Genomic DNA, 20,630 nt, shown 5'->3' with positions numbered 1-20,630 from the left:
AGGTTCCTGCTGTTCTGACGAAAAGTTGAACGGGGGCCGGAAGCTGATCGGGGCGCGGGAATGAGGGTGCTGGGGATCTGGCGGACTGTGGCGGCGGGGGGCCGGGCGATGGCCGTGGGCCTGCTGCTGATCCTGCCGGGCCATCTGCGGGCCGATGTCACCGTCAGCCATTCCAACGATCCGACCGCCACGCTCGACGCGCGGCTGGCCACGCTGCTGGGGCAGGACCGGGAGGGGTTTGCCCGGATCCCGGATGCCGCGCTGGCGGGGCTGGTGGCCGAACCGGCGCAGCGGCGGGCGCTGTTCGGGCGGCCGGCGGCGGGCGCGGTCGCCGAAACCGCCGCCGTCGGCCCCGTGATTCTCGCCGCGCCTGACATGCCCGCGCTGCGGCCGATGCCGCGCCCCGGCACCGCCGTGGCGCAGACCGCCGGTCGCACGGCCGCGCCGAACCTGCGCCTTGCCGCCGCGCCCGGTCGGGGCAGGGCCGCTGTTCCGGGCCGCGCCGACCTGCGCGTGACCGACATGATGTGGCTGGCCGCGCAGCCCGCGCCGAAGGGCGACCAGCAGTTCCGCTGCCTCGCCAACGCACTCTACTTCGAGGCGCGGGGCGAAAGCCTGTCGGGGCAGGCGGCGGTGGCGGAAGTCATCCTGAACCGGGTGGAAAGCCCGCGCTATCCCGCCTCGGTCTGCGGCGTGGTGCAGCAGTCGAACTCGCGGGGCTGCCAGTTTTCCTATTTCTGCGACGGCAGGGCCGATGTCGTCGACGAACCTGCCGCCTGGGACCGCGCGGCGCGGGTCGCCCGCGCGATGCTCGACGGCGCGCCGCGGGTGCTGACCAACGGCGCCACGCATTTCCACACGCCGCGCGTCCGGCCCGACTGGGCCAGCGCCTTCGTGCGGACGGCGCAGATCGACGGCCATGTCTTCTACCGGCCGCCGGTGCTGGTGGCGATGGCCGAGGCCGAGCCGAAGCGTCCGGCCGGCTTGTTCGGGTTCCTGCGCCAGCCGCGCAGCACCGGGAGCCTTGCAGCCGAGGGCGGCCGCGACTGATCCGCCGGACGGGCCCGGCCTTTCCTCTGCCGCGGGGCGCGCTATGATGGCGGACCTGTTCCGCCGGAGCCGCCCCTTGAGCAACGACATTACCCTCGCCTTCGCCCATCCCGAAGAGCGCGCCATCGCCTCGGCCGGCGCCGATCCGCGCGACCGGATCAGCCTGCGCGACCATGTGGTCGAGGCCGATATCGGCGCCTTCCAGCAGGAACGGGGCCAGACGCAGCGGCTGCGCTTTAACGTCGTGGTCGAGGTGCGGCCCCATCCCGCGCCGCTGGCGGACGATGTGGACCTGATCCTGTCCTATGACCGCATCGCCGAGGCGATCCAGGCGGAACTGGCGGCGGAACGGCTGAACCTGCTGGAAACGCTGGCCGAGAAGGTGGCCGAACGCATCCTCGCCGAACCGCAGGCGATGCGGGCCTTCGTGCGGGTCGAGAAGCTCGACCGCGGCCCCGGCGCGCTGGGCGTGGAAATCGTGCGCTCGCGCGCGGCACAGCCGGTGCAGCGGACGGCGGCGGACGGGTCGCAGGCGGCGATCCATCCCCGCGTCGTCTACCTTGCCAACCCGGCCATCGACGCGCCCGATCTGGCGGCGCGGCTGACTGCGCTGCAGGCGCTGCCCGAGCCGGTGATCCTGACCGTGGGCCTGCCGGACGGGCCGCGCCCCGACAGCGGCAACCGGGTCGTGCAGCGCCGGATCGACCTGCTGGCGATCGAGCAGAACGCCTGGCGGCTGGCGGCGCGCGACCGGCGCTGCGTCGTCGTCTCGACCCGGACGGAAATCGACTGGGCGATGCGGCATCGCCAGATCATCGTCTGGGCGCCGTCGAAGATCGTGCTCGATGCCGTCGACGGACCGAAATCGGCGCCCTCGGACGCGGTGGCGCTGGCGCTGTGGCTGGCCGAGACGCTGGCGGCCGCGCAGCTCGACATTCACGGCGATATGTCAGTCCCGGCAGGAAGCCGCGTGCCCGTGCGCCATCTGCCGCGCTGAGCGCTTGCCAAGCTGCCGCCCATGCGGTGAATGACGACATGAGCCGCTATTACCGCCCGATCCCGATGACCGATCCCGCCCGACCGGCGGGTGCCCTGCCGCTGGCCGGCGGCTGGTGCTGGTTCGACCGGGCAGAGGTGCTGACCCGCGCGGGCAGCGAGGGTGTGGTGCCCGCGGGCGACCTGCCGGACGACCTTCTGGCGCGGCTGACCGCGCCGCGCCCGGCGCTGGCAGGCCTGACGCTCGACCGGCCGCGGGTGATGGCGGTGCTGAACGTCACCCCCGACAGCTTTTCCGATGGCGGGCGCTATCTGAACACGGCGGCGGCGCTGCAGCAGGCGCACACGCTGCGGGCCTGCGGGGCCGAGATCATCGACATCGGCGGCGAGTCGACCCGCCCCGGCGCGCCCGAGGTGCCGCTGGCCGAGGAGATCGCCCGCACCGCCCCGGTGATCGAGGCCCTGCACCGGGCGGATGCCGCGCTGCCGCTGTCGATCGACACGCGCAAGTCCGCGGTCGCCGACATGGCGCTGCAGATGGGGGCGGGCTTCGTCAACGATGTTTCCGGGCTGACTTTCGACCCGGCGCTGGCGCCGCTGGTGGCCGACCGGCAGGTGCCGGTCTGCCTGATGCATATGCGCGGCACGCCCGAGACGATGGCGGCGGACACCGCCTATGAGAATGTCCTGCTCGACGTCTTCGACTGGCTCGCGGCGCGGATCGCGGCGGCCGAGGCGGCGGGCATCCCGCGCGCGCGCATCTGGGTCGATCCGGGCATCGGCTTTGCCAAGACCGCGGCGCAGAACCTGGAGCTGATCCGCGGCCTGAGCCTGCTGCACGGTCTGGGCTGCCCGATCCTGCTGGGCGTGTCGCGCAAGCGGTTCGTGGGCACCATCGGCGGCGAGGCGCGGCCCGACCGCCGCGCCCCCGGCACGCTGGCGCTGGTGCTGGCGGGGATCGCGCAGGGGGCGCAGGTCCACCGCGTGCATGATGTGGCCGAGGTGGTGCAGGGCATCCGGTTGTGGCAGGCGGTTCAGCAGGGGGTTCGGGAATGACACGCAGGCTTTTCGGCACCGACGGGGTGCGGGGCACCGCCAACAGCCATCCGATGACCGCCGAAATGGCGCTGCGCCTCGGCGCGGCGGCGGGGGCCTTTTTCCGCACCGACGGCCGCAACGGCCACCGGGTGGTGATCGGCAAGGACACGCGGCTGTCGGGCTACATGCTGGAAAACGCCCTGACCGCCGGCCTGACCTCCACTGGCATGAACGTGCTGCTGCTCGGCCCGGTGCCGACGCCGGCGGTGGGCTTCCTGACCCGGTCGATGCGCGCCGATCTGGGCATCATGATCTCGGCCAGCCACAACCCGGCGGCCGATAACGGCATCAAGTTCTTCGGTCCCGAAGGGTTCAAACTGTCGGACGAGGCCGAGGCGCGGATCGAGGCGCTGGCCGAGGGCGCGCCGCAGCTTGCCCCGCCCGCCCAGATCGGCCGGGCGAAGCGGATCGACGACGGGCTGGGCCGCTATGTCGAATATGCCAAGACGACCTTCCCCCGGCAGGGGCGGCTGGCCGGGCTGAAGGTGGTGGTCGATTGCGCCAACGGGGCCGCCTACAAGGCCGCGCCGCAGGTCCTGTGGGAACTGGGGGCGGATGTCGTCGCCGTGGGCGTGGCACCGGACGGGCACAACATCAACCGCGACTGCGGATCGACCCATACCCGCACCGCGGCCGAGGCGGTGGTGGCGCATGGTGCCGATCTGGGCATCAGCCTCGACGGCGATGCCGACCGGGTGATGATCCTCGACGAAACCGGCAGCGTCGCGGATGGCGACCAGATCATGGCGCTGCTGGCCGACCGCTGGGCGGCCTCGGGCAAGCTGCGGGGCGGGGCGCTGGTGGCGACGGTGATGTCGAACCTCGGGCTGGAACGCTTCCTGCAGGCGCGCGGGCTGCGGCTGGAACGCACCGCCGTGGGCGACCGCTATGTGGTCGAACGGATGCGCGAGGGCGGTTTCAACCTCGGCGGCGAACAGTCGGGCCATATCGTGATGACCGACCATGCCACCACCGGCGACGGGCTGATCGCGGCGCTGCAGTTCCTGGCGGCGATGGCCGAAACCGGGCGGCCGGCCTCGGACCTGGTGCGCCAGTTCGAGACGGTGCCGCAGATGCTGAAGAACGTCCGCTACCGCGCCGGTCACGATCCGCTGGCCGAAACCGGGGTCCGCGACGCCATCGCGGCGGCCGAGACGCGGCTGAACGGGCAGGGGCGGCTTCTGATCCGCAAGTCGGGGACGGAGCCGCTGATCCGGGTGATGGCGGAATGCGAGGATGAGGGCGTGCTGCGCCTCGTCGTCGATCAGGTGGTGGAGGCGGTCACGGCGGTGGCCTGACCGCCTCTCCTCAGGCCGCGGCGGCGGCCGTCGCGGCGCGGCGCAGTTTCACCCGCTCGTGCAGCCAGGCCACGCCCCACAGCGGCGCGAGGCTCGCCAGCAGCAGCAGGTTCCGCGTCATCGGCGAAATCGCGTCCACATCCGTCTCGCCCGCCCAGATCGACAGCGCATAGACCATCAGGATATGTGCCGCGAAGATCTGCAGCGAATGCTTGCCGAGCGCGATCAGCGCGGGCCGGGTGAAGAGCCAGTTGAGGGCCGTGCCGGCCAGCGCAAAGCCGCGATTGCCGCTGCCGGGGCCGGCAACGATCAGCCAGGTCACCAGGAACAGGTCCACCGCGAAGGCGATCACATAGACGATGTGGAAATTGCCGCGGTCGATGGGCGCGAGGATCAGCTGGCGCCAGTGCTGCGGCAGGTAGCCCTTGTAGGCGATGACATCCAGCACCAGGAGCAGCAGGAAGGCCCCGAGCGCGAGCCAGACCATCGGCCGCAGCTCGGGCCGGCGCAGGACGCCAAGGTCGAGCCGCCGCGACGCCGACAACCAGCCGATCCACAGCCCCGCGCAGAACAGCGCCTGCCAGCCGAAGATGTTGAAATAGATGCCGATGTTGATCGGATGCCCCGCCGCGTCCAGCCCGGCCTCGACCGGCAGCTGCGCAAGGTCGGGCAGGCCCGTCTGCGCGAACAGCCACAGCAGCACCGAGCCTGCCAGCACCACCGGCGCCCGGCCGGTATGGAACAGCCACAGCACCCCGGGGGTGGCCAGCATGAAGAAGAGGTACATCGGCAGGATGCCCATATGCAGCGTGCCGGTGGTCAGCATCAGCGACGCGAGCGTGAACACGAAGGGTTCGTCCTGCTGCTGGCCGAGGATGTCGGCGCGGATGCCCGCCATCGGCAGCAGCAGCGCCGCGACGAGGAAGGTCAGGATCAGCGCCGCGTGATAGGCATAGATCTTGCGGATGCGGCCTCCGATCCCTTCGGCCATCGCCTGCCGGCCCTTGCGCAGCAGGATCTTGCCATAGACCATCGCCACGACCAGCCCCGAGATGAAGACGAAGCCCTGCGCATCCTCGACCCAGCCGATGTAGTGGTGGTTATAGCGCCCGATCGGCGCGTTCAGCACCGCGTTCGCATGCGCGATCATCATGAACAGGAGGAAGAACCCCCGGAAACCGTCGAGAATGACGAACCGCATTGGCGGCATCCTTTCAAGGCCCGCGGGTCGAGCCGGGGCCGGCGGCCGCCGCGCAGGGGCGCGGGCCGGGATGCCATGCGGGATCGACCGGAGGGTGCTGCGAGATAAGTTGCAGCGGAAACCTTCGCTTGGCCCCTCCGGTTCCGCCCGTAACGTGCCCATGACGCGGGCGTGACGTGCGTCGGCGGCGGATCGCCGGGCCGGGCAGCAGAACGGGCGCCCGCGGGGGCGCCCGTTCCGGTTGCAGGCCAGTTGCAGGCGGGGCGCGGTCAGTTCCGCGCGCGGTCGACCATCTTGCCCTTGGAAATCCAGGGCATCATCGCGCGCAGCTTCTCGCCGACCTTCTCGATCTGGTGTTCGTCGTTGATGCGGCGGGTCGCCTTGAAGAAGGGCTGGCCCACGGCGTTTTCCTGCATGAAGTCGCGGACGAACTTGCCGGTCTGGATGTCGCGCAGCACCGCCTTCATCCGCGCCTTGGTCTCGTCATAGGGCAGGATGCGCGGGCCGCTGACATATTCGCCGTATTCCGCGGTGTTGGAGATCGAGTAGTTCATGTTGGCGATGCCGCCTTCGTAGATCAGGTCCACGATCAGCTTCACCTCGTGCAGGCATTCGAAATAGGCCATCTCGGGTTCGTAGCCCGCCTCGACCAGCGTCTCGAAGCCCATGCGGATCAGTTCGACCAGACCGCCGCACAGCACCGCCTGTTCGCCGAAAAGGTCGGTCTCGCATTCCTGGCGGAAGTTGGTCTCGATGATCCCCGACCGGCCGCCGCCGATGGCCGAGCAATAGGACAGCCCGATCTCCATCGCCTTGCCGCTGGCGTCGTTATGCACCGCCACCAGGCAGGGCACGCCGCCGCCCTTGACATACTCGCCGCGCACGGTGTGGCCGGGCCCCTTCGGCGCCATCATGATGACGTCGATGCCGGGCTTCGGCTCGATCAGGCCGAAATGCACGTTCAGGCCGTGGGCGAAGGCGATGGCCGATCCTTCGCGCAGGTTGTCATGCACGTATTTGCGGTAGGTCTCGGCCTGCAGCTCGTCGGGCATGGTGAACATGATCAGGTCGCACCAGGCCGCGGCCTCGGCGATGCCCATGACCTTCAGCCCTTCGCCTTCGGCCTTCTTCGCCGAGGCCGAACCCTCGCGCAGCGCCACGACGACGTTCTTCGCGCCGGAATCGCGCAGGTTCAGCGCATGGGCATGGCCCTGGCTGCCATAGCCGAGGATCGCGACCTTCATGTCCTTGATCAGGTTGATGTCGCAATCGCGGTCGTAATACACGCGCATGGGGCGCTCCTCTCTGTCTGCTGCGGCCAGCATAGGCAGGTTGAGATGCGGCTTCGTGCAAAATTTGCCTTGGGCGCCCGGATACGGTAACGATCATGCGCGAAATTGCGTTTGATGAAAAATGTCTGCCGACGAGATCGACCGCCGTATCCTGCGCCACCTGCTGGCCGAACCCGACCTGCCCACGGCGGAACTGGCCGCGCGCGCCGGGCTGACCACCGCGACCTGCTGGCGCCGGCTGGACCGGCTGCGCGCCCAAGGCCTGATCCGGGGGCAGGAGGCGGTGATCGACTGGCGCGCGCTCGGCTATGAGGTCGAGGTCAGCCTGCGCTTCATCCTCGACAAGACCGAGCCGCGCGCCTTCGACGATTTCATCGCCGCCGCCCGCGAGGTGCCCGAGGTGATCGGGATCGAGACCTTCCTCGGCCGGGTGGACGTGCGACTGAATGTCATCGCCCGCGACATGGCGCATTATCAGGAGGTGTATCGCCGCCGCATCCTGACCCTGCCGCATATCGCCGATATCGAGGCGCTGATGCTGGTGGCCACGATCAAGCAGGCCGAGGCGCTGCCGCTGTAGACCCTTCCGGCGGGAGGGGCCGTCTGCCCCTCCCGCACCCTCCCCGAGGATGTTTGGACCGACAAGAAGACCATGATCGACCTCGACGATACCGACCGCGCCCTGCTGCGCGCGCTCGCGGCGGATGCCACGCAGGGGGCCGGCGCGCTCGGCCGCCGCTTCGGGCTCAGCCAGCCCGCCGCCTGGCGCCGGGTGCGGCGGCTGGAAGAGGCGGGGGTGCTGAAGGGGCGGCGCATCGTGCTGGACCGCGCCGCGCTCGGCTTCGGGGTGACGGTATTCCTGGGGGTGAAGCTCGCCACCAAGGGGCGGGTCAGCCTCGAGGATTTCGAGCGCGCGGTGACGGCGATCCCCGAGGTGCAGGTGGTCCAGCATGTGCTGGGGCTGTTCGACTACCGGCTGCGGGTGGTGGCGCGCGACATCCCGGATTTCGAGCGGGTGCTGCGGCGGCGGATCATGACCCTGCCGGGGGTGGGGCAGGTCGAGGCCAATGTGCTGCTATCCGAGGAACGGCGGCCCGGCCCGATCGGCTAGCGCATCCCCAGCCCCGCCCGCATCAGCCCGCGCCGCACCGGCGCCAGCGAATAGAGCGCGTCGAGCGCCCCGGCCCGCAGGTCGCGCAGCGGCTGCGGCGCCAGCATCGAGGTGCGGTTCAGAATGTCGATCCCCGCCAGACGCGCCCGCGCCTCGGGCCAGCGGCGGCGGTGATAGCGCGCCAGCATCTGCGGGTTGCCGATCCCGGCCGGGGCGGCGACGGCAAGGTCCAGCAGCAGCCTGAGGTCGGCGAGGCTCATGTTCAGCCCCTGCGCCCCGATCGGCGGCACCACATGCGCGGCCTCGGCGATCAGCGCGGTGCGGGGGCCGTCGAAACGGTCGGCGATGCGGCTGACGATCGGCCAGACCGGGCGGCGGCTGGCGAGCGTCAGCGGACCGAAAAGCCCGCAGGACCGTTCGGTCATCGCGGCCTCGAACTCCGGCACCGGCAGCGCGGCCAGCCGTTCCGCCTCGGGCCCGGTCTCCATCCAGACCACGGCGGAACAGGGCCGCCCCTCGCGGTCGGGCAGCGGGACCAGCGTGAAGGGGCCGCCGGAGCGATGGATCTCGGTCGAGACATTGCCATGCGGGATCGGGTGGGTGACGGCGAAGGCCAGCGCCTTTTGCCCATAGCGCCAGGTGCGGGCGCCGATGCCGAGCGCCCGGCGCACCGCGCTGTCGCGTCCGTCGGCGGCCACGACCATCCGCGCCGCGACCCGGCTGCCGTCGCTCAGGCCGACCAGCGCCGCGTCCAGCCGGTGGGTCATCCCGGCAAATCCGGTGCCGGGGCGGAAGTCGACCTGCGGCAGTTCGGCCAGTCGCGCCACCATCTCGCGCCGCAAGAGCCAGTTGGGCAGGTTCCAGCCGAAGGGCTGGCCGGCGATGTCGCCGGAAATCTCGGCGGCGTCGAAATCCTTCGTCACCCGCGGTTCGGGCCGCGCGCCGCCGGCATCGACGATCCGCATCACCTGCAGCGGCGTCGCGTGCGGCGCAAGCCGGTCCCACAGCCCCGCCGCCTGCAGCACCGGGATCGAGGGCTGCAGGAAGGCGGTGGTGCGCAGGTCGGCGGCGGGATCGGCGTCGCTGGTGACGGGAGGCGCCGGATCGACGCAGATCACCCGGAACCCGGCGGCGCCGAAGGCCGCGGCCGCGGTCAGCCCGGCGACGCCGCCGCCCGCGATCAGGATATCGGTGCTGTCATGGCTCATGGCGCGGTCCTCCTGCACCTTCCGGTCTAGCGCGGGGCCGGCCGGCATCCAAGCGGCAAGCGGCCGCACCCGCCGGCGCGCGGCCGTCAGCCGCGCAGCCGGGCGAGAAATTCGGCCAGTCCGGCGGTGTGGTGATGGATATGCGGGGCCGGCGCGGGCAGCGGGGCCACATGCACGGTGCGCATGCCCATGTCGTGCGGGGCGGCAAGGTTGCGGGCGTCATCCTCGAACATCGCGCCGGTGGCCGCGGCGATGCCGGCCCGCGCGAAGACCGTCTCGAAGGCGGATCGCTGCGGCTTGGGCACATAGCCCGCATCCTCGACGCCATAGACCCCGTCGAACAGGCCCGCCAGTCCCCGCGCCGCCAGCACCCGTTCGGCATAGGGGGCGGAGCCGTTGGTGTGGACGATCTTGCGCCCCGGCAGCGCCGCGATGGCCGCGCGCAGGCCGGGGTCCGGCGTCAGATGGTCGAGCGAGATGTCGTGCACGTCCACCAGATAGGGCACCGGGTCCACCCCGTGTTCGGCCATCAGCCCGGCCAGCGTCGTGCCGTGCAACTGCCAGTAGCGGCGGCGCAGCCCGTCGGCCTCGGGCTGGCCGAGGTTCAGCGCCTGCATTACCCAGGCCGTCATCCGCCGCTCGATCTGGTCGAAAAGCCGCGCCTCGGGCGGGTAGAGCGTGTTGTCGAGGTCGAAGACCCAGTGCCGGACATGGGCGAAGGCCGCGGCGATCCCGTCGCCGGCCGGTGGCTTTGCGCGGTCGGCCGCGGGCGGGGGGGCATCGGGCTGCATGGCGCGCAGCCTAGCCGCTGTCCGGCCGGGCGGCAACGCGGGCCGCGCGCACGCGCGCCCCGGCTTCCCGCTTGCCTCCGCCTCCCGCTGCCGCCTAAGGTTTCGCCCTCTGACCCACCGGGGCCGATGACCATGCAGAAAGACGCCTATACCCTGATCCTCGAAGCCATCGAGCAGGGGGCCTACCGTCCCGGCGACCGGCTGGTGGAGGCGGAACTGGCCGAACGCTTCGGCGTGTCGCGCACCCCGATCCGCGAGGCGCTGCAGCGGCTGGAGACGCAGAGCATGGTGGCGCGCGACGGCCGCAGCCTGATCGTCGCCTCTCTGGACCACAACCAGTTGGCCGAACTGTATGTCGTGCGGGCCGAGCTGGAGGGTCTGGCGGCGCGGTTGGCCGCGCAGCATGCCACGCCCGAGGAAATTCGCGTGCTGCGCGAGATGGTGGAGGCCGACCGGGCGCTGGTGGACGATCCGGGGGCGCTCTCCCGGGCGAACCGGCGCTTTCACCGGATGATCCACCTCTCCTCGCACAACCGCTATCTGGTGCAGCAGCTGGACCTCGTGCACCGGTCGATGGCGCTGATGGCCTCGACATCGCTGGCCGGCGAGGGGCGAACGGAAACCGCGCTGGCCGAGCATTCGGCCATCGTCGCCGCGATTGAGGCGCGGGACGGCGCGGCGGCGCAGGACAGCCTGCGCGACCACATCTCGCGCGCCTTCGAGACCCGGCTGAAGATCGACGCGGGCGAATTGCGCCAGCGCGTCTAGGCTGCGGGCCGGGGCAGGGTCGCCTCCGGCACTGCGGCCGGATCGGCATCGTAGATCCCGTGCTGGGTCTTGTCCCAGTAGAAGGGCTTGACCACGATCTCGCGCAGCGCCTTCCAGGCCGACAACGTGCCCAGCATGTTGTACAGGTGCAGAAGCGGCATCCACGGCCACAGATGCCGATGCGCCGGGCCGCGGGTCGCGATGGCCCCCGCCGCCAGCGTCGCCGCCTCGGCCAGCAGGAACAGCGCGACCATCGCCCGCAGGCCCGCGGGCGGCAGCACGGCCTGCAACGGATGCGGCAGGCCTGCCGCGATCAGCCAGAAGCTCCACAGCAGCGGGGCGAACAGCGCCTGGCCCACCGTCCCCGCCAGCAGCACCTGCAGCCCCAGGAACCGCCGTCCCCCCAGATCGCGCCACAGCGCCCGCGGCGCCCGCATATGCGCGGCCCAGGTCATCAGGAACCCCTTCTGCCAGCGCGACCGCTGCTTGACCCAGGGGATCGTGCGGCAATTCGCCTCTTCCCGCGTCACGGTGGCGATCAGTTCGGTCCGCAGGCCGGCGCGGGCGATGCGCAGGCCCAGATCGGCGTCCTCGGTGACATTATGCGCGTCCCAGCCGCCAAGCGCCTCCAGCGCGCGGCGGCGAAAGAACAGCGTGGTGCCGCCCAGGGGCACCACCAGCCCCAGCCGGGCCAGCCCCGGCAGGAACAGCCGGAACCATGCCGCATATTCGATGGTGAACATGCGGGCCAGCCAGTTGGTGGCGGGGTTGTAGAAGTCGAGGATGCCTTGCAGGCAGACCACATCCTCGGGCGCCGTGGCAAAGCGGGCGGCCACGGCCCGGATCTGGCCGGGATCGGGCGCATCCTCGGCATCCCAGACCCCGATCACGCTGCCCCGGCACAGGTTCAGCGCGTAGTTCAGCGCTCGCGGCTTGGTCTGCACCGGCCCGGCCGGCACGCTGACGACGCGCATCCAGCCGGGCAGCCCGGCGCCGGCGAGCGCCGCGCGCGTGGTGTGGTCGCAGGCCTCGATCACCAGCAGCACCTCCAGCCGGTGGCGCGGATAGTCGAGCTGCCCCAGACGCGCCAGCAGCCGGGGCGCGATGTCGGGTTCGCGGAACATCGGCACCATAACCGACACGAATGGCAGGCGCGCCGCCTCGGCCCGGGCAAGGGCGGGGCCGGGCGGCTCGGGCGGGGCGAAGGCGGGCGCGGGCCAGATCGCCGCCACCAGCGCCGCGAGCTTCAGCGCCTGCACCGCCACCAGCAGCCCCAGAACCGCCGCCGCCAGCAGCGCGAGCGCCGTCAGCGGCGCGACGATCAGCCAGATCGCGGCGGCCAGCAGCGCCAGCAGCGCCGCCTCTGCCGCGCGGCGCGGGTCGCTGCCGCGACAGCTGGTGGCCGCCGGGGCCTGCGCCTCGGCCGCGCGGGCAAGGCGCGTCGCCCGGCAGTCCAGCAGCGCCGCGCGGATCTGCGCCTCGGGCGCCAGCGCCAGCGCGCAGGGGCCGAGCGCGGCCTCGATCTCGTCCCGTCGGGTGAGGAAGACCGACGGGCGGGCGGCGGCCAGCAGCGTCACCGCCCCCGCCTGCCGCCAGGGCAGCAGCGCATGGCGCAGGCAGGTCGCGGCCCCCATCGCGTCGATCAGCCGGGGGTCCGGCCGGGCGCCGTCGCGCCGGGGATCGAGCTGCGGCAGCGCCCATTGCCGGGCCAGCGCGGCGGTCAGCGCCGGTTCCGCGATCGCGCCCTCGGCCAGCAGCAGATCGGCCAGCGCCTTGTCCCCCGGGCCGGCCACGGCCTGCGCCCGGGCGAGCACCTCTGCCGTCACGGAACCCTCCGCCAGCAGGGTCTGTGCAAGGTCGGGGCGGGGCGGGGGCGGGCCGCCGATGGCGCGCAAGCCCCGTGCTGCCGCGCCGCCGCGCACGGGGGGCGGCGCCGGTTGCGGCACCGGCGGCAGTGGATGCGGCTGTGGAATCGGCTGCGCCATGGTGCCCCCGCGCTCGTGGCGGGGTCAGCATGGCGTTCCCGTGGTTAATGCGGCGTTAAGCCTTGCCGCCGCCCGTCGAAGGGCCGGCTCAGGCGCCGCGGCGGGCGCGCATCGCCTCGGCGAACCGGTCGAACAGGTAATAGCTGTCCTGCGGGCCGGGGCTCGCCTCGGGGTGATACTGCACCGAAAACACCGGGCGCCCGGCCATGCGGATGCCGCAGTTCGACCCGTCGAACAGGCTCACATGCGTTTCGGTCACGCCCTCGGGCAGGGTCTGGGCATCCACCGCGAAGCCGTGGTTCATCGAGGTGATCTCGACCTTGCCGGTTTCCAGATCCTTCACGGGATGGTTGGCGCCGTGATGGCCGTGGTTCATCTTGATCGTCTTCGCGCCAAGCGCCAGCGCCAGCATCTGATGGCCGAGGCAGATGCCGAACAGCGGCACCTCGGACCGGTCCAGCACGCCGCGGATCATCGGCACGGCATAGCTGCCGGTCGCCGCAGGGTCGCCCGGACCGTTCGACAGGAACACGCCCTCGGGCTCCAGCGCCAGCACATCCTCGGCCGTGGCCGAGGCCGGCAGCACCGTCACGTCGCAGCCCGCCGAGGCGAGGCAGCGCAGGATGTTGCGCTTCGCGCCATAGTCGATGGCGACGACCCGCATTCCCGGTTCCGTCCGGGTGCCGAATCCGCCCGGCCAGGCCCACCGCGTTTCATCCCAGCGATAGCTTTGCGCGCAGGTCACGTCCTTGGCGAGGTCGAGCCCCACCAGCCCGGTCCAGCTGCGCGCCTTCTTCACCAGCGCCGCGATGTCGAAATTGCCCGACGGATCATGCGCCAGCGCCACATGCGGCGCGCCCTGCTGGCGGATGGCGCGGGTCAGCCGGCGGGTGTCGATGCCGCCGATGCCGATACGGCCCCGACGCTCCAGCCAGCCCACCAGATGTTCGACCGACCGCCAGTTCGACGGCTCCGTCGGGTCCCATTTCACCACCATGCCGGCGGCGACGGGATCGGCGGTCTCGTCATCCTCGGGCGTCACGCCGACATTGCCCACATGAGGGAAGGTGAAGGTCACCACCTGCCCGGCATAGGAGGGGTCGGTCATGATCTCCTGATAACCGGTCATCGCGGTGTTGAAGACCAGTTCCGCCACCGTCTCGCCCACGGCGCCGAACCCCTGCCCGTAGAACAGCGTGCCGTCGGCGAGCGCGAGGCAGGCGGTCGGCTTCGGTTGGCTCTGGCTGGCAGGCATGGCGCGACTCCCGGGGAAAAATCCTGCGGAACCTAAGGGGGGCGTGTCCCGGGGTCAAGGGCCGCCGCGGCGGCAGCGCCGGGTCAGGAAAATCAAGGACTTGGCAAAGTTGCGGCCGGTTGTGCCGCCCCGGGCGAGCAGGTAGAGTCGCGCCTTGGTGACCCTGGGGATGGGACTGGACATGAACATGCGCGACCGCATCGCCGTGGCTCTCAAAGAGGCCATGAGGGCGAAAGAGGCGGACCGGCTTTCGACGCTGCGGCTGATCAACGCCGCGATCAAGGACAAGGACATCGCCCTGCGCGGCGAGGGCGGGGGCGACACCGGCGTCGGCGATCCCGAGGTTCTGGGGATCCTCGGGCGGATGGTGAAGCAGCGGCAGGAAAGCGCCCGCGCCTATGAAGAGGGCGGGCGGCTGGAACTGGCGGAAAAGGAACTGGCCGAGGTCCGGGTGATCGAGGAATTCCTGCCCCGGCAGCTGTCGCCCGACGAGGTGACGGCGGCGATCGACGCGGCCATCGCCGAAACCGGCGCGACCGGCATCCGCGACATGGGCCGGGTGATGGCGGTGCTGAAGGCGCGGCACACGGGCCAGATGGATTTCGGCGCGGCGGGGCCTGCGGTGAAGGACCGGCTGGGCTGACCTGCGCGCCGGACAGGATAGGGCAGGACAGGGCAGGGGGCCGCGGGAACATCCGCGGCCCCCTGCCGGTTTTCCGAAGGCGCAACCGCCCCGAAGGAGGACCCGATGCCCGCCAAGTCGAAAGCCCAGCAGAAGGCCGCCGGCGCCGCCCTGGCCGCCAAGCGCGGCGACATGCCGAAGTCGAAGCTGAAAGGCGCCTCGAAGGGCATGGCCGAAAGCATGACCAAAACGGAACTCGAGGACCTGGCCGAGACGAAGCGCAAGGGCCTGCCCGAGAAGAAGGGCGACTGAGAGCCGCGCCCTCCTGCAGCTGATCCAAATATCCCGGGGGGCGGGGGCAGCGCCCCCGCGACGGCGCCGCGGCTGCACGCCCCGGCCCTAGCGCAGCCCCGCCAGCGCCGCCCGCAGCTCGCCATGCAGCGCCAGCCGCTCCTCCTGCGCGAGGAAGGCGCCGATCTCCACCTCGCGCCCCGCGCCCTTCAGCGTCAGGTAATCCGGCACCGGCCCGCCGGTCGGATGCAGGTGCAGGCTGACCCAATAGGCATTCGCCTGCCAGTGCTGCCGCCGTCCGCGCGGGCCGGTGCGGGTCAGGCTGATCAGGTCGGACGACAGGCGCAGATCCTCGACGATCTCGCCGTCGCGATAACTGCGGTCGAGCGCCCACCAGATCCCGCCGAGAGCCGCCAGCAGGAAGGGCAGCACCACCCACAGCGCCGCCGAGCCGATGACCGGGCTCAGCGGCACGCAAAGCAGCAGCGCCGTGCCGCCGATGAAGGCGACGAAGCCGCGCTTGGGCAGCGAGCGGTAGGGCCACAGGTGCAGGCGGCGCCGGGACTCGCCGTCTTCGGAAATCCATTCGTAGGGCATGGGGTCATCGCGCTGTTTGCGGGCAGTCTATGGTGTCCGCCGCAAAGGAAAAGGCCCCGGATCACCGGGGCCTTCGCTGTGTTCTGTGCCGGGCGGCGGCCTCAGTGGGCGTGGCCGCGGTCCCAGTCCTCGCGCTTCGGCAGCTGCTCGAACGTGTGTTCGGGCGGCGGCGACGGCAGGGTCCATTCCAGCGTGTCGGCGTATTCGTTCCAGTAGTTGTTCTCGGTCACGCGCTTGCCCGCGAACAGCGTGTAGAAGACCACCCCGATGAAGAACAGGAAGCTGGCGAAGGAGATGAAGGCGCCGATCGACGACACGTAGTTCCACAGCGCATAGGCGTCGGGATAGTCGATATAGCGGCGCGGCATCCCCTGACGGCCGAGGAAGTGCTGCGGGAAGAAGGTCAGGTTCGCGCCGATGAACATGGCCCAGAAGTGCAGCTTGCCCGCCCATTCCGGATATTGCCGGCCCGACATCTTGCCGATCCAGAAATAGACGCCCGCGAAGATCGCGAAGACCGCGCCGAGGCTCATCACATAGTGGAAATGCGCCACCACGTAATAGGTGTCGTGATAGACCCGGTCCACCGCCGCCTGGCTCAGCACCACGCCGGTCACGCCGCCGACGGTGAACAGGAACAGGAAGCCGAAGGCCCACAGCATGGGCGTCTTGAACTCGATCGAGCCGCCCCACATCGTCGCGATCCACGAGAAGACCTTGATGCCGGTCGGCACCGCGATGACCATCGTGGCCAGCATGAAGTAGCTCTGCTGGGTCAGCGACATGCCCACGGTGTACATGTGGTGCGCCCAGACGACGAAGCCCAGCACCCCGATCGCGACCATCGCATAGACCATCGGCAGGTAGCCGAAGATCGGCTTGCGGGCGAAGGTGGCGATGACATGGCTGATGATGCCGAAGCCGGGCAGGACGATGATGTACACTTCCGGATGGCCGAAGAACCACAGGATGTGCTGGTAGAGGATCGGGTCGCCGCCTCCCGAGGGGTCGAAGAAGGTGGTGCCGAAGTTGCGGTCGGTCAGCAGCATGGTGATGGCGCCGGCCAGCACCGGCAGCGCCAGCAGGATCAGCCAGGCGGTGACGAAGACCGACCAGGCGAACAGCGGCACCTTGTGCAGCGTCATGCCGGGGGCGCGCATGTTCAGGAAGGTGGTGATGATGTTGATCGCGCCGAGGATCGACGAGGCGCCCGAGACGTGCACCGCGAAGATCGCCAGGTCCATCGAGATCATGTCGGCGTTCTGCGTGGACAGCGGCGGATACAGCACCCAGCCCACGCCCGCGCCCCATTGCCCGTCCGACGAGCCCGGGGTCAGCATCGAGGCGATGCCGAGGCAGACGCCCGCGACATAGAGCCAGTAGCTGAGGTTGTTCAGCCGCGGGAAGGCCATGTCGGGCGCGCCGATATGCAGCGGCATGAAGTAGTTGCCGAAGCCGCCGAACAGCGCCGGGATGACGACGAAGAACATCATCAGGACGCCGTGATAGGTGATCATCACGTTCCACAGATGGCCGTTCGGCGTGCATTCGGCGGCGGAGTCGGCGATGAAGCGCGCGCCTTCCATGCACATGTACTGCACGCCGGGATGCATCAGCTCCAGCCGCATGTAGACGGTGAACATGACCGACAGCAGGCCCACGAAGCCTGCGGTGAAGATGTAGAGGACACCGATGTCCTTGTGGTTCACGGACATGAACCAGCGGGTGAAGAACCCGCGGTTGTCATGATCTCCGTGGCCGTGAATGGCTGCGTCGGCCATGCGATACTCCCGTTCCGAGCCGTCCGCCGCCGGTCTCCCTCCAGCGGCGCACATATGCAGTCGTCATAGGACCTTGCCCGAGACTCGGCAACGGCGGAAGGGGCAGGCGGCTGCGAAAAATTGCCCCATGCCCCTTGAACGCGATGCTTGACGCGGCGCCCGATGCGATCCGGCGGCGCGATCCCGGGGGCCGCGCTGCCGGACGCGATCCGCGGCGGGTGGCGTTATTGCGCGACCGAGGCGAGGTAGGCCACGACGTCGGCCTGGTTCTTGGCCAGCTTGAAGGTCATCTTCGACTTGCCCGAGCCGCCATGCGTGTCGATGAAGGCGGTGGGGTCGGTGACATATTCGGCCAGCGTCGCCTCGTCCCAGACCGTGCCGGCCGCGCCCACGGCGAGGATGCCGTCGCCATACTTGAAATCGGGTACCGAGGCGACCGGCCGCCCGACCACGCCATAGAGGTTCGGGCCGACCTTGCCGCCCTTGACGATGTCGGTGCCGTCGGGCGCGGTGATCGCGTGGCAGGCCTTGCACTTCTTGAACTCGGTCTCGCCCTTGGCCGCATCCTGGGCGAGGGCCGGCACCGAGATCGCGGCGGTGGACAGGGCGAGCGCGAGGCCCGCGGCGAAGATACGGAATGTCATGGCTTCCTCTGGGTGTCGGTGGCCTGTTCGACGCGCAGGATACCGTAGCATTTTGCGGTGCGTCAAGAAAACCGGACCGGATGCCGCAGCCCTGTCTCCGCCTGCCCTTTGAAGAGGGCTCAGCCGGGGAAGGCGCGGTCGAAGGTCGCCAGCAGCGCCGCGTCCAGATCGGCCATCGTCACCGGCAGGCCGAGGTCCACGAGGCTCGTCACCCCGTGGTCGCGGATGCCGCAGGGGACGATCCCGGCGAAATGCGACAGGTCCGGCTCGACATTGATCGAGATGCCGTGGAAGCTGACCCAGCGGCGCAGCTTGACCCCGATCGCGGCGATCTTGTCCTCGCGCGGGGTACCGTCCGGCCCGGGCGGCAGGTCCGGCCGGACAACCCAGACGCCGACGCGCCCGGCCCGCCGTTCGCCCGGCACGTTGAATTCCGCCAGCGTCGCGATCACCCAGTCTTCCAGCGCGCAGACGAAGCGGCGCACGTCGCGGCCGCGGCGGTTGAGGTCCAGCATCGTGTAGGCCACCCGCTGCCCCGGGCCGTGATAGGTGTATTGCCCGCCCCGGCCCGCCGCAAAGACCGGAAACCGGCCCGGATCGACCAGATCGGCCACTTGGGCCGAGGTGCCTGCGGTGTAAAGCGGCGGGTGTTCCAGCAGCCAGACCGCCTCATCCGCGGTGCCGGCCGCGATGGCGGCGACGCGCGCCTCCATCCTCGCCAGCGCTTCGGGATAGGCCACGGGGGCGGGGGCGTGGATCCAGTCGACCATCGGGCTGCCTCGGGTTCTCGCGGGCCTCGGACCGGGCGGCATTTCGATTCGGTGCCTGCGCCCGGCCGTGCTAGGATTGCCGCCAGATTTTTGGAATTGAGTCTTTAGGTGAGGGAAAAGAAATGACGGCGAAGCGGATTGCAAGCATGTGCATCGCGGCCTCGGTTGCCATCACCCCCGCGGCGCGGGCGGTGGCGGATACCGGGGACGCATTGCTGGGGGCGGTGGTGGGCGGCATCATCACCGGTGCCATCGTCAACGAGAACAACAAGAAGCGCCAGACCACGACCGTCGTGCGGCGCAGTTCCTCGGGCGTCTCCTCGGCGCAGCGCGAGGAAAACCGTCAGGTCCAGACCGCGCTGAACTATTTCGGCTTCCCCGTGGGCACCCCCGACGGCGCCATCGGCCCGAAAAGCCGCGCCGCCATCTCGGACTACCAGATGGTGCTGGGCTATCCGCCCACCGGCCAGCTGACGGAATACGAAAAGACCTTCCTGCTCGGCTCCTATCACCGGGCGGTGGCGGGCGGCCCCACGACGATGCAGATGGCGGCGCAGAACCCGATGGGGATGCGCGGCCTGCTGGTCGCCTGGCAGTCCGAGGCCGCGGGCGGCCTGCCGCCGGGTTCGGCCATGGCGGCGATGGGCGGCGCGATGCCGGTGATGCCGGGCATGGCGATGCCGGGCGCCGCTATGGCGGTGATGCCGGTCGTGCCGATGACGCAGGCCCCGGCCGCCGAGCCCGCCCCGGTCGAGGCGGCGGCCCCGGCGGCGCCGGGCCTGCCCTCGTTCATGGCGGGCGATACGGCGCAGGCCTCGCTCGCCTCGCATTGCAATACCGTCAGCCTGATGACCTCGACCAATGGCGGCTTCGTCACCGCGGCCTCGATGGCCGATCCGCGGCAGGCGCTGGGCGAACAGTTCTGCCTCGCCCGGACCTATGCCATCGCCGAGGGCGAAACGGCCGCCGCGCGCATCCAGGGCTTCACCCCGCAGCAGATCAGCCAGCAATGCGCGGGCTTCGGCCCGGCCATGGCGGAACAGATCGCCGCGCTGTCGCTGAAACCGGCGGCCGAGGTCCTGGCCTCGACCCAGGCCTTCGCGCTGTCGAGCGGCATGCCCCCGGCGCAGCTGACCGGCACCGCCGGCATCTGCCTGTCGGTCGGCTACCGGACCGATGCGATGGACGTGGCCATCGCCTCGGCGCTGCTGCTGACCGCGCTGGGCGAGCCGGCCTATGCCGAACTTCTGGGCCATCACCTGTCGCAGGGCTTCGGCGCGGCGACCCGTCCCGACCTCGCGCTCGGCTGGTATGACATCGGTCTGGGCGCGACCGAGGCGGTCTTCGCCCCGGGCCAGCCGGAACGCACCGACCTGATCCGCCGCGCGGCCTATACGCTGGGCGGCAAGGCCGATGCGCTGCCCGCCCCGGTGCCCGCGGCGCTGCCGAACTTCGGCGCGCCGGCCGCGCCGGTGCCGCAGCCGGCGGGCGAGGATCAGTCCTCGATCGCCCCGGCCCCGGGGGTCCAGCAGACGGCGGCGGCCGCAGTCGACAGCCCGTCCGACACCCCGTCCGACAGCCCGGTTTCGGCGCTGCCGGTCGCGGCGCAGCTGCCGTTCCTGCTGTTCCGCAACTGATCCGCGGCGGGGCCGCACAGGCCGATGACAGGGCGGCGGCGGGCGGGAAAAGGGGCCAAGATTCCCCTTTTCAACCCGTCGCCGCCGCGCTAGAAGCGCGTCACCTCAGGGGTGCGCCCCGAAAGGTGCGGTCGTGGCGGAATTGGTAGACGCGCAGCGTTGAGGTCGCTGTGGGCTAACCCCCGTGGAAGTTCGAGTCTTCTCGACCGCACCACTCCACCCTCATCCCCGGATT

Annotated in this window: 20 protein-coding genes and 1 tRNA gene; 11 read left to right on the top strand and 10 right to left on the bottom strand. The window is 70.6% G+C overall.

What is annotated here, in order from left to right; translation table 11 throughout:
* Window positions 1–60 precede the first annotated feature (60 nt).
* From EEY80_RS20660 to glmM, 4 genes are all read left to right on the top strand, one after another.
* The gene (locus EEY80_RS20660; RefSeq protein WP_328590505.1) at window positions 61–1,050 is read left to right on the top strand and encodes a cell wall hydrolase; all 990 of its coding nucleotides are present in this window, start codon (window positions 61–63) and stop codon (window positions 1,048–1,050) included.
* 76 nt (window positions 1,051–1,126) lie between these two features.
* Window positions 1,127–2,047, top strand: coding sequence for a dihydroneopterin aldolase (locus tag EEY80_RS06735; RefSeq protein WP_126975810.1), 921 nt, complete (start codon window positions 1,127–1,129; stop codon window positions 2,045–2,047).
* A 38-nt stretch (window positions 2,048–2,085) separates the two neighbouring features.
* Window positions 2,086–3,102, top strand: coding sequence for a dihydropteroate synthase (gene folP / locus EEY80_RS06730; protein ID WP_126975809.1), 1,017 nt, complete (start codon window positions 2,086–2,088; stop codon window positions 3,100–3,102).
* Entirely contained in the window at window positions 3,099–4,442 is a 1,344-nt protein-coding gene (glmM, locus tag EEY80_RS06725) for a phosphoglucosamine mutase (protein ID WP_126975808.1), read from the top strand. Before folP ends, glmM begins: the two co-directional genes overlap by 4 nt.
* Window positions 4,443–4,452: 10 nt before the next feature.
* Here glmM and EEY80_RS06720 read toward each other — a convergent pair whose 3' ends face one another.
* Together EEY80_RS06720 and ilvC are read right to left on the bottom strand one after the other, a co-directional pair.
* A complete protein-coding gene (locus EEY80_RS06720) occupies window positions 4,453–5,643 on the bottom strand; it encodes an OpgC family protein (protein WP_164738172.1) in 1,191 nt (396 codons plus the stop codon).
* Between the two features lie 269 nt (window positions 5,644–5,912).
* Window positions 5,913–6,935 (bottom strand): ketol-acid reductoisomerase, encoded by a 1,023-nt coding sequence (gene ilvC, locus EEY80_RS06715; protein ID WP_126975806.1) that lies wholly within the window; start codon window positions 6,933–6,935, stop codon window positions 5,913–5,915.
* A gap of 121 nt (window positions 6,936–7,056) precedes the next feature.
* Here ilvC and EEY80_RS06710 point away from each other — a divergent pair, with 121 nt between their 5' ends.
* On the top strand, window positions 7,057–7,515 hold the full coding sequence (locus EEY80_RS06710; RefSeq protein WP_126975805.1) for an Lrp/AsnC family transcriptional regulator: 459 nt from the start codon (window positions 7,057–7,059) through the stop codon (window positions 7,513–7,515).
* A 72-nt stretch (window positions 7,516–7,587) separates the two neighbouring features.
* Window positions 7,588–8,046 (top strand): Lrp/AsnC family transcriptional regulator, encoded by a 459-nt coding sequence (locus EEY80_RS06705; protein ID WP_126975804.1) that lies wholly within the window; start codon window positions 7,588–7,590, stop codon window positions 8,044–8,046.
* Here the strand turns inward: EEY80_RS06705 and EEY80_RS06700 are convergent.
* Both EEY80_RS06700 and EEY80_RS06695 read right to left on the bottom strand, forming a co-directional pair.
* On the bottom strand, window positions 8,043–9,254 hold the full coding sequence (locus tag EEY80_RS06700) for a UbiH/UbiF family hydroxylase (protein WP_126975803.1): 1,212 nt from the start codon (window positions 9,252–9,254) through the stop codon (window positions 8,043–8,045). The two genes, EEY80_RS06705 and EEY80_RS06700, sit on opposite strands and share 4 nt — an antisense overlap.
* A gap of 86 nt (window positions 9,255–9,340) precedes the next feature.
* Entirely contained in the window at window positions 9,341–10,045 is a 705-nt protein-coding gene (locus EEY80_RS06695; RefSeq protein WP_126975802.1) for a pyrimidine 5'-nucleotidase, read from the bottom strand.
* 132 nt (window positions 10,046–10,177) lie between these two features.
* Between EEY80_RS06695 and EEY80_RS06690 the strand changes: the two genes are divergently transcribed.
* The gene (locus EEY80_RS06690) at window positions 10,178–10,813 is read left to right on the top strand and encodes a GntR family transcriptional regulator (RefSeq protein ID WP_126975871.1); all 636 of its coding nucleotides are present in this window, start codon (window positions 10,178–10,180) and stop codon (window positions 10,811–10,813) included.
* Here the strand turns inward: EEY80_RS06690 and EEY80_RS06685 are convergent.
* Window positions 10,810–12,639, bottom strand: a complete 1,830-nt coding sequence (locus EEY80_RS06685; RefSeq protein ID WP_235829731.1) for a glycosyltransferase — start codon at window positions 12,637–12,639, stop codon at window positions 10,810–10,812. The two genes, EEY80_RS06690 and EEY80_RS06685, sit on opposite strands and share 4 nt — an antisense overlap.
* A gap of 247 nt (window positions 12,640–12,886) precedes the next feature.
* A complete protein-coding gene (gene carA / locus EEY80_RS06680) occupies window positions 12,887–14,053 on the bottom strand; it encodes a glutamine-hydrolyzing carbamoyl-phosphate synthase small subunit (protein WP_126975801.1) in 1,167 nt (388 codons plus the stop codon).
* A gap of 181 nt (window positions 14,054–14,234) precedes the next feature.
* On the opposite strand from carA, the gene EEY80_RS06675 reads away from it, so the two are divergent.
* Together EEY80_RS06675 and EEY80_RS06670 are read left to right on the top strand one after the other, a co-directional pair.
* On the top strand, window positions 14,235–14,696 hold the full coding sequence (locus EEY80_RS06675) for a GatB/YqeY domain-containing protein (protein WP_126975869.1): 462 nt from the start codon (window positions 14,235–14,237) through the stop codon (window positions 14,694–14,696).
* A 105-nt stretch (window positions 14,697–14,801) separates the two neighbouring features.
* Entirely contained in the window at window positions 14,802–14,987 is a 186-nt protein-coding gene (locus EEY80_RS06670; RefSeq protein ID WP_126975800.1) for a DUF3008 family protein, read from the top strand.
* 87 nt (window positions 14,988–15,074) lie between these two features.
* Here the strand turns inward: EEY80_RS06670 and EEY80_RS06665 are convergent, their stop codons facing one another.
* From EEY80_RS06665 to lipB, 4 genes are all read right to left on the bottom strand, one after another.
* A complete protein-coding gene (locus EEY80_RS06665) occupies window positions 15,075–15,563 on the bottom strand; it encodes a DUF2244 domain-containing protein (protein WP_126975799.1) in 489 nt (162 codons plus the stop codon).
* A 101-nt stretch (window positions 15,564–15,664) separates the two neighbouring features.
* A complete protein-coding gene (gene ctaD / locus EEY80_RS06660) occupies window positions 15,665–17,344 on the bottom strand; it encodes a cytochrome c oxidase subunit I (RefSeq protein WP_126975798.1) in 1,680 nt (559 codons plus the stop codon).
* A 224-nt stretch (window positions 17,345–17,568) separates the two neighbouring features.
* Window positions 17,569–17,988, bottom strand: a complete 420-nt coding sequence (locus tag EEY80_RS06655; protein WP_126975797.1) for a c-type cytochrome — start codon at window positions 17,986–17,988, stop codon at window positions 17,569–17,571.
* Window positions 17,989–18,107: 119 nt separating this feature from the next.
* Window positions 18,108–18,758 (bottom strand): lipoyl(octanoyl) transferase LipB, encoded by a 651-nt coding sequence (lipB, locus tag EEY80_RS06650; protein WP_126975796.1) that lies wholly within the window; start codon window positions 18,756–18,758, stop codon window positions 18,108–18,110.
* Window positions 18,759–18,880: 122 nt separating this feature from the next.
* Between lipB and EEY80_RS06645 the strand changes: the two genes are divergently transcribed.
* A complete protein-coding gene (locus EEY80_RS06645) occupies window positions 18,881–20,395 on the top strand; it encodes a peptidoglycan-binding domain-containing protein (RefSeq protein WP_126975795.1) in 1,515 nt (504 codons plus the stop codon).
* Between the two features lie 127 nt (window positions 20,396–20,522).
* Window positions 20,523–20,609: transfer RNA gene (locus tag EEY80_RS06640), tRNA-Leu, on the top strand.
* The last annotated feature ends 21 nt before the right edge of the window (window positions 20,610–20,630 follow it).

The organism is Frigidibacter oleivorans (assembly GCF_003993775.1).
Lineage (GTDB): Bacteria > Pseudomonadota > Alphaproteobacteria > Rhodobacterales > Rhodobacteraceae > Frigidibacter > Frigidibacter oleivorans.
Note: the sequence above shows the minus strand (reverse complement) of the source record. Positions and strands in the feature narration are given on the sequence as shown.

Bases quoted from the DNA above. Each gene is read 5' to 3' on its own strand.
- EEY80_RS20660 (WP_328590505.1), top strand. From the start codon at position 61: ATGAGGGTGCTGGGGATCTGGCGGACTGTGGCGGCGGGGGGCCGGGCG.
- folP (WP_126975809.1), top strand. From the start codon at position 2,086: ATGAGCCGCTATTACCGCCCGATCCCGATGACCGATCCCGCCCGACCG.
- glmM (WP_126975808.1), top strand. From the start codon at position 3,099: ATGACACGCAGGCTTTTCGGCACCGACGGGGTGCGGGGCACCGCCAAC.
- EEY80_RS06720 (WP_164738172.1), bottom strand. From the start codon at position 5,643: ATGCGGTTCGTCATTCTCGACGGTTTCCGGGGGTTCTTCCTCCTGTTC.
- ilvC (WP_126975806.1), bottom strand. From the start codon at position 6,935: ATGCGCGTGTATTACGACCGCGATTGCGACATCAACCTGATCAAGGAC.
- EEY80_RS06710 (WP_126975805.1), top strand. From the start codon at position 7,057: ATGTCTGCCGACGAGATCGACCGCCGTATCCTGCGCCACCTGCTGGCC.
- EEY80_RS06705 (WP_126975804.1), top strand. From the start codon at position 7,588: ATGATCGACCTCGACGATACCGACCGCGCCCTGCTGCGCGCGCTCGCG.
- EEY80_RS06700 (WP_126975803.1), bottom strand. From the start codon at position 9,254: ATGAGCCATGACAGCACCGATATCCTGATCGCGGGCGGCGGCGTCGCC.
- EEY80_RS06695 (WP_126975802.1), bottom strand. From the start codon at position 10,045: ATGCAGCCCGATGCCCCCCCGCCCGCGGCCGACCGCGCAAAGCCACCG.
- EEY80_RS06690 (WP_126975871.1), top strand. From the start codon at position 10,178: ATGCAGAAAGACGCCTATACCCTGATCCTCGAAGCCATCGAGCAGGGG.
- carA (WP_126975801.1), bottom strand. From the start codon at position 14,053: ATGCCTGCCAGCCAGAGCCAACCGAAGCCGACCGCCTGCCTCGCGCTC.
- EEY80_RS06675 (WP_126975869.1), top strand. From the start codon at position 14,235: ATGAACATGCGCGACCGCATCGCCGTGGCTCTCAAAGAGGCCATGAGG.
- EEY80_RS06670 (WP_126975800.1), top strand. From the start codon at position 14,802: ATGCCCGCCAAGTCGAAAGCCCAGCAGAAGGCCGCCGGCGCCGCCCTG.
- EEY80_RS06665 (WP_126975799.1), bottom strand. From the start codon at position 15,563: ATGCCCTACGAATGGATTTCCGAAGACGGCGAGTCCCGGCGCCGCCTG.
- ctaD (WP_126975798.1), bottom strand. From the start codon at position 17,344: ATGGCCGACGCAGCCATTCACGGCCACGGAGATCATGACAACCGCGGG.
- EEY80_RS06655 (WP_126975797.1), bottom strand. From the start codon at position 17,988: ATGACATTCCGTATCTTCGCCGCGGGCCTCGCGCTCGCCCTGTCCACC.
- lipB (WP_126975796.1), bottom strand. From the start codon at position 18,758: ATGGTCGACTGGATCCACGCCCCCGCCCCCGTGGCCTATCCCGAAGCG.
- EEY80_RS06645 (WP_126975795.1), top strand. From the start codon at position 18,881: ATGACGGCGAAGCGGATTGCAAGCATGTGCATCGCGGCCTCGGTTGCC.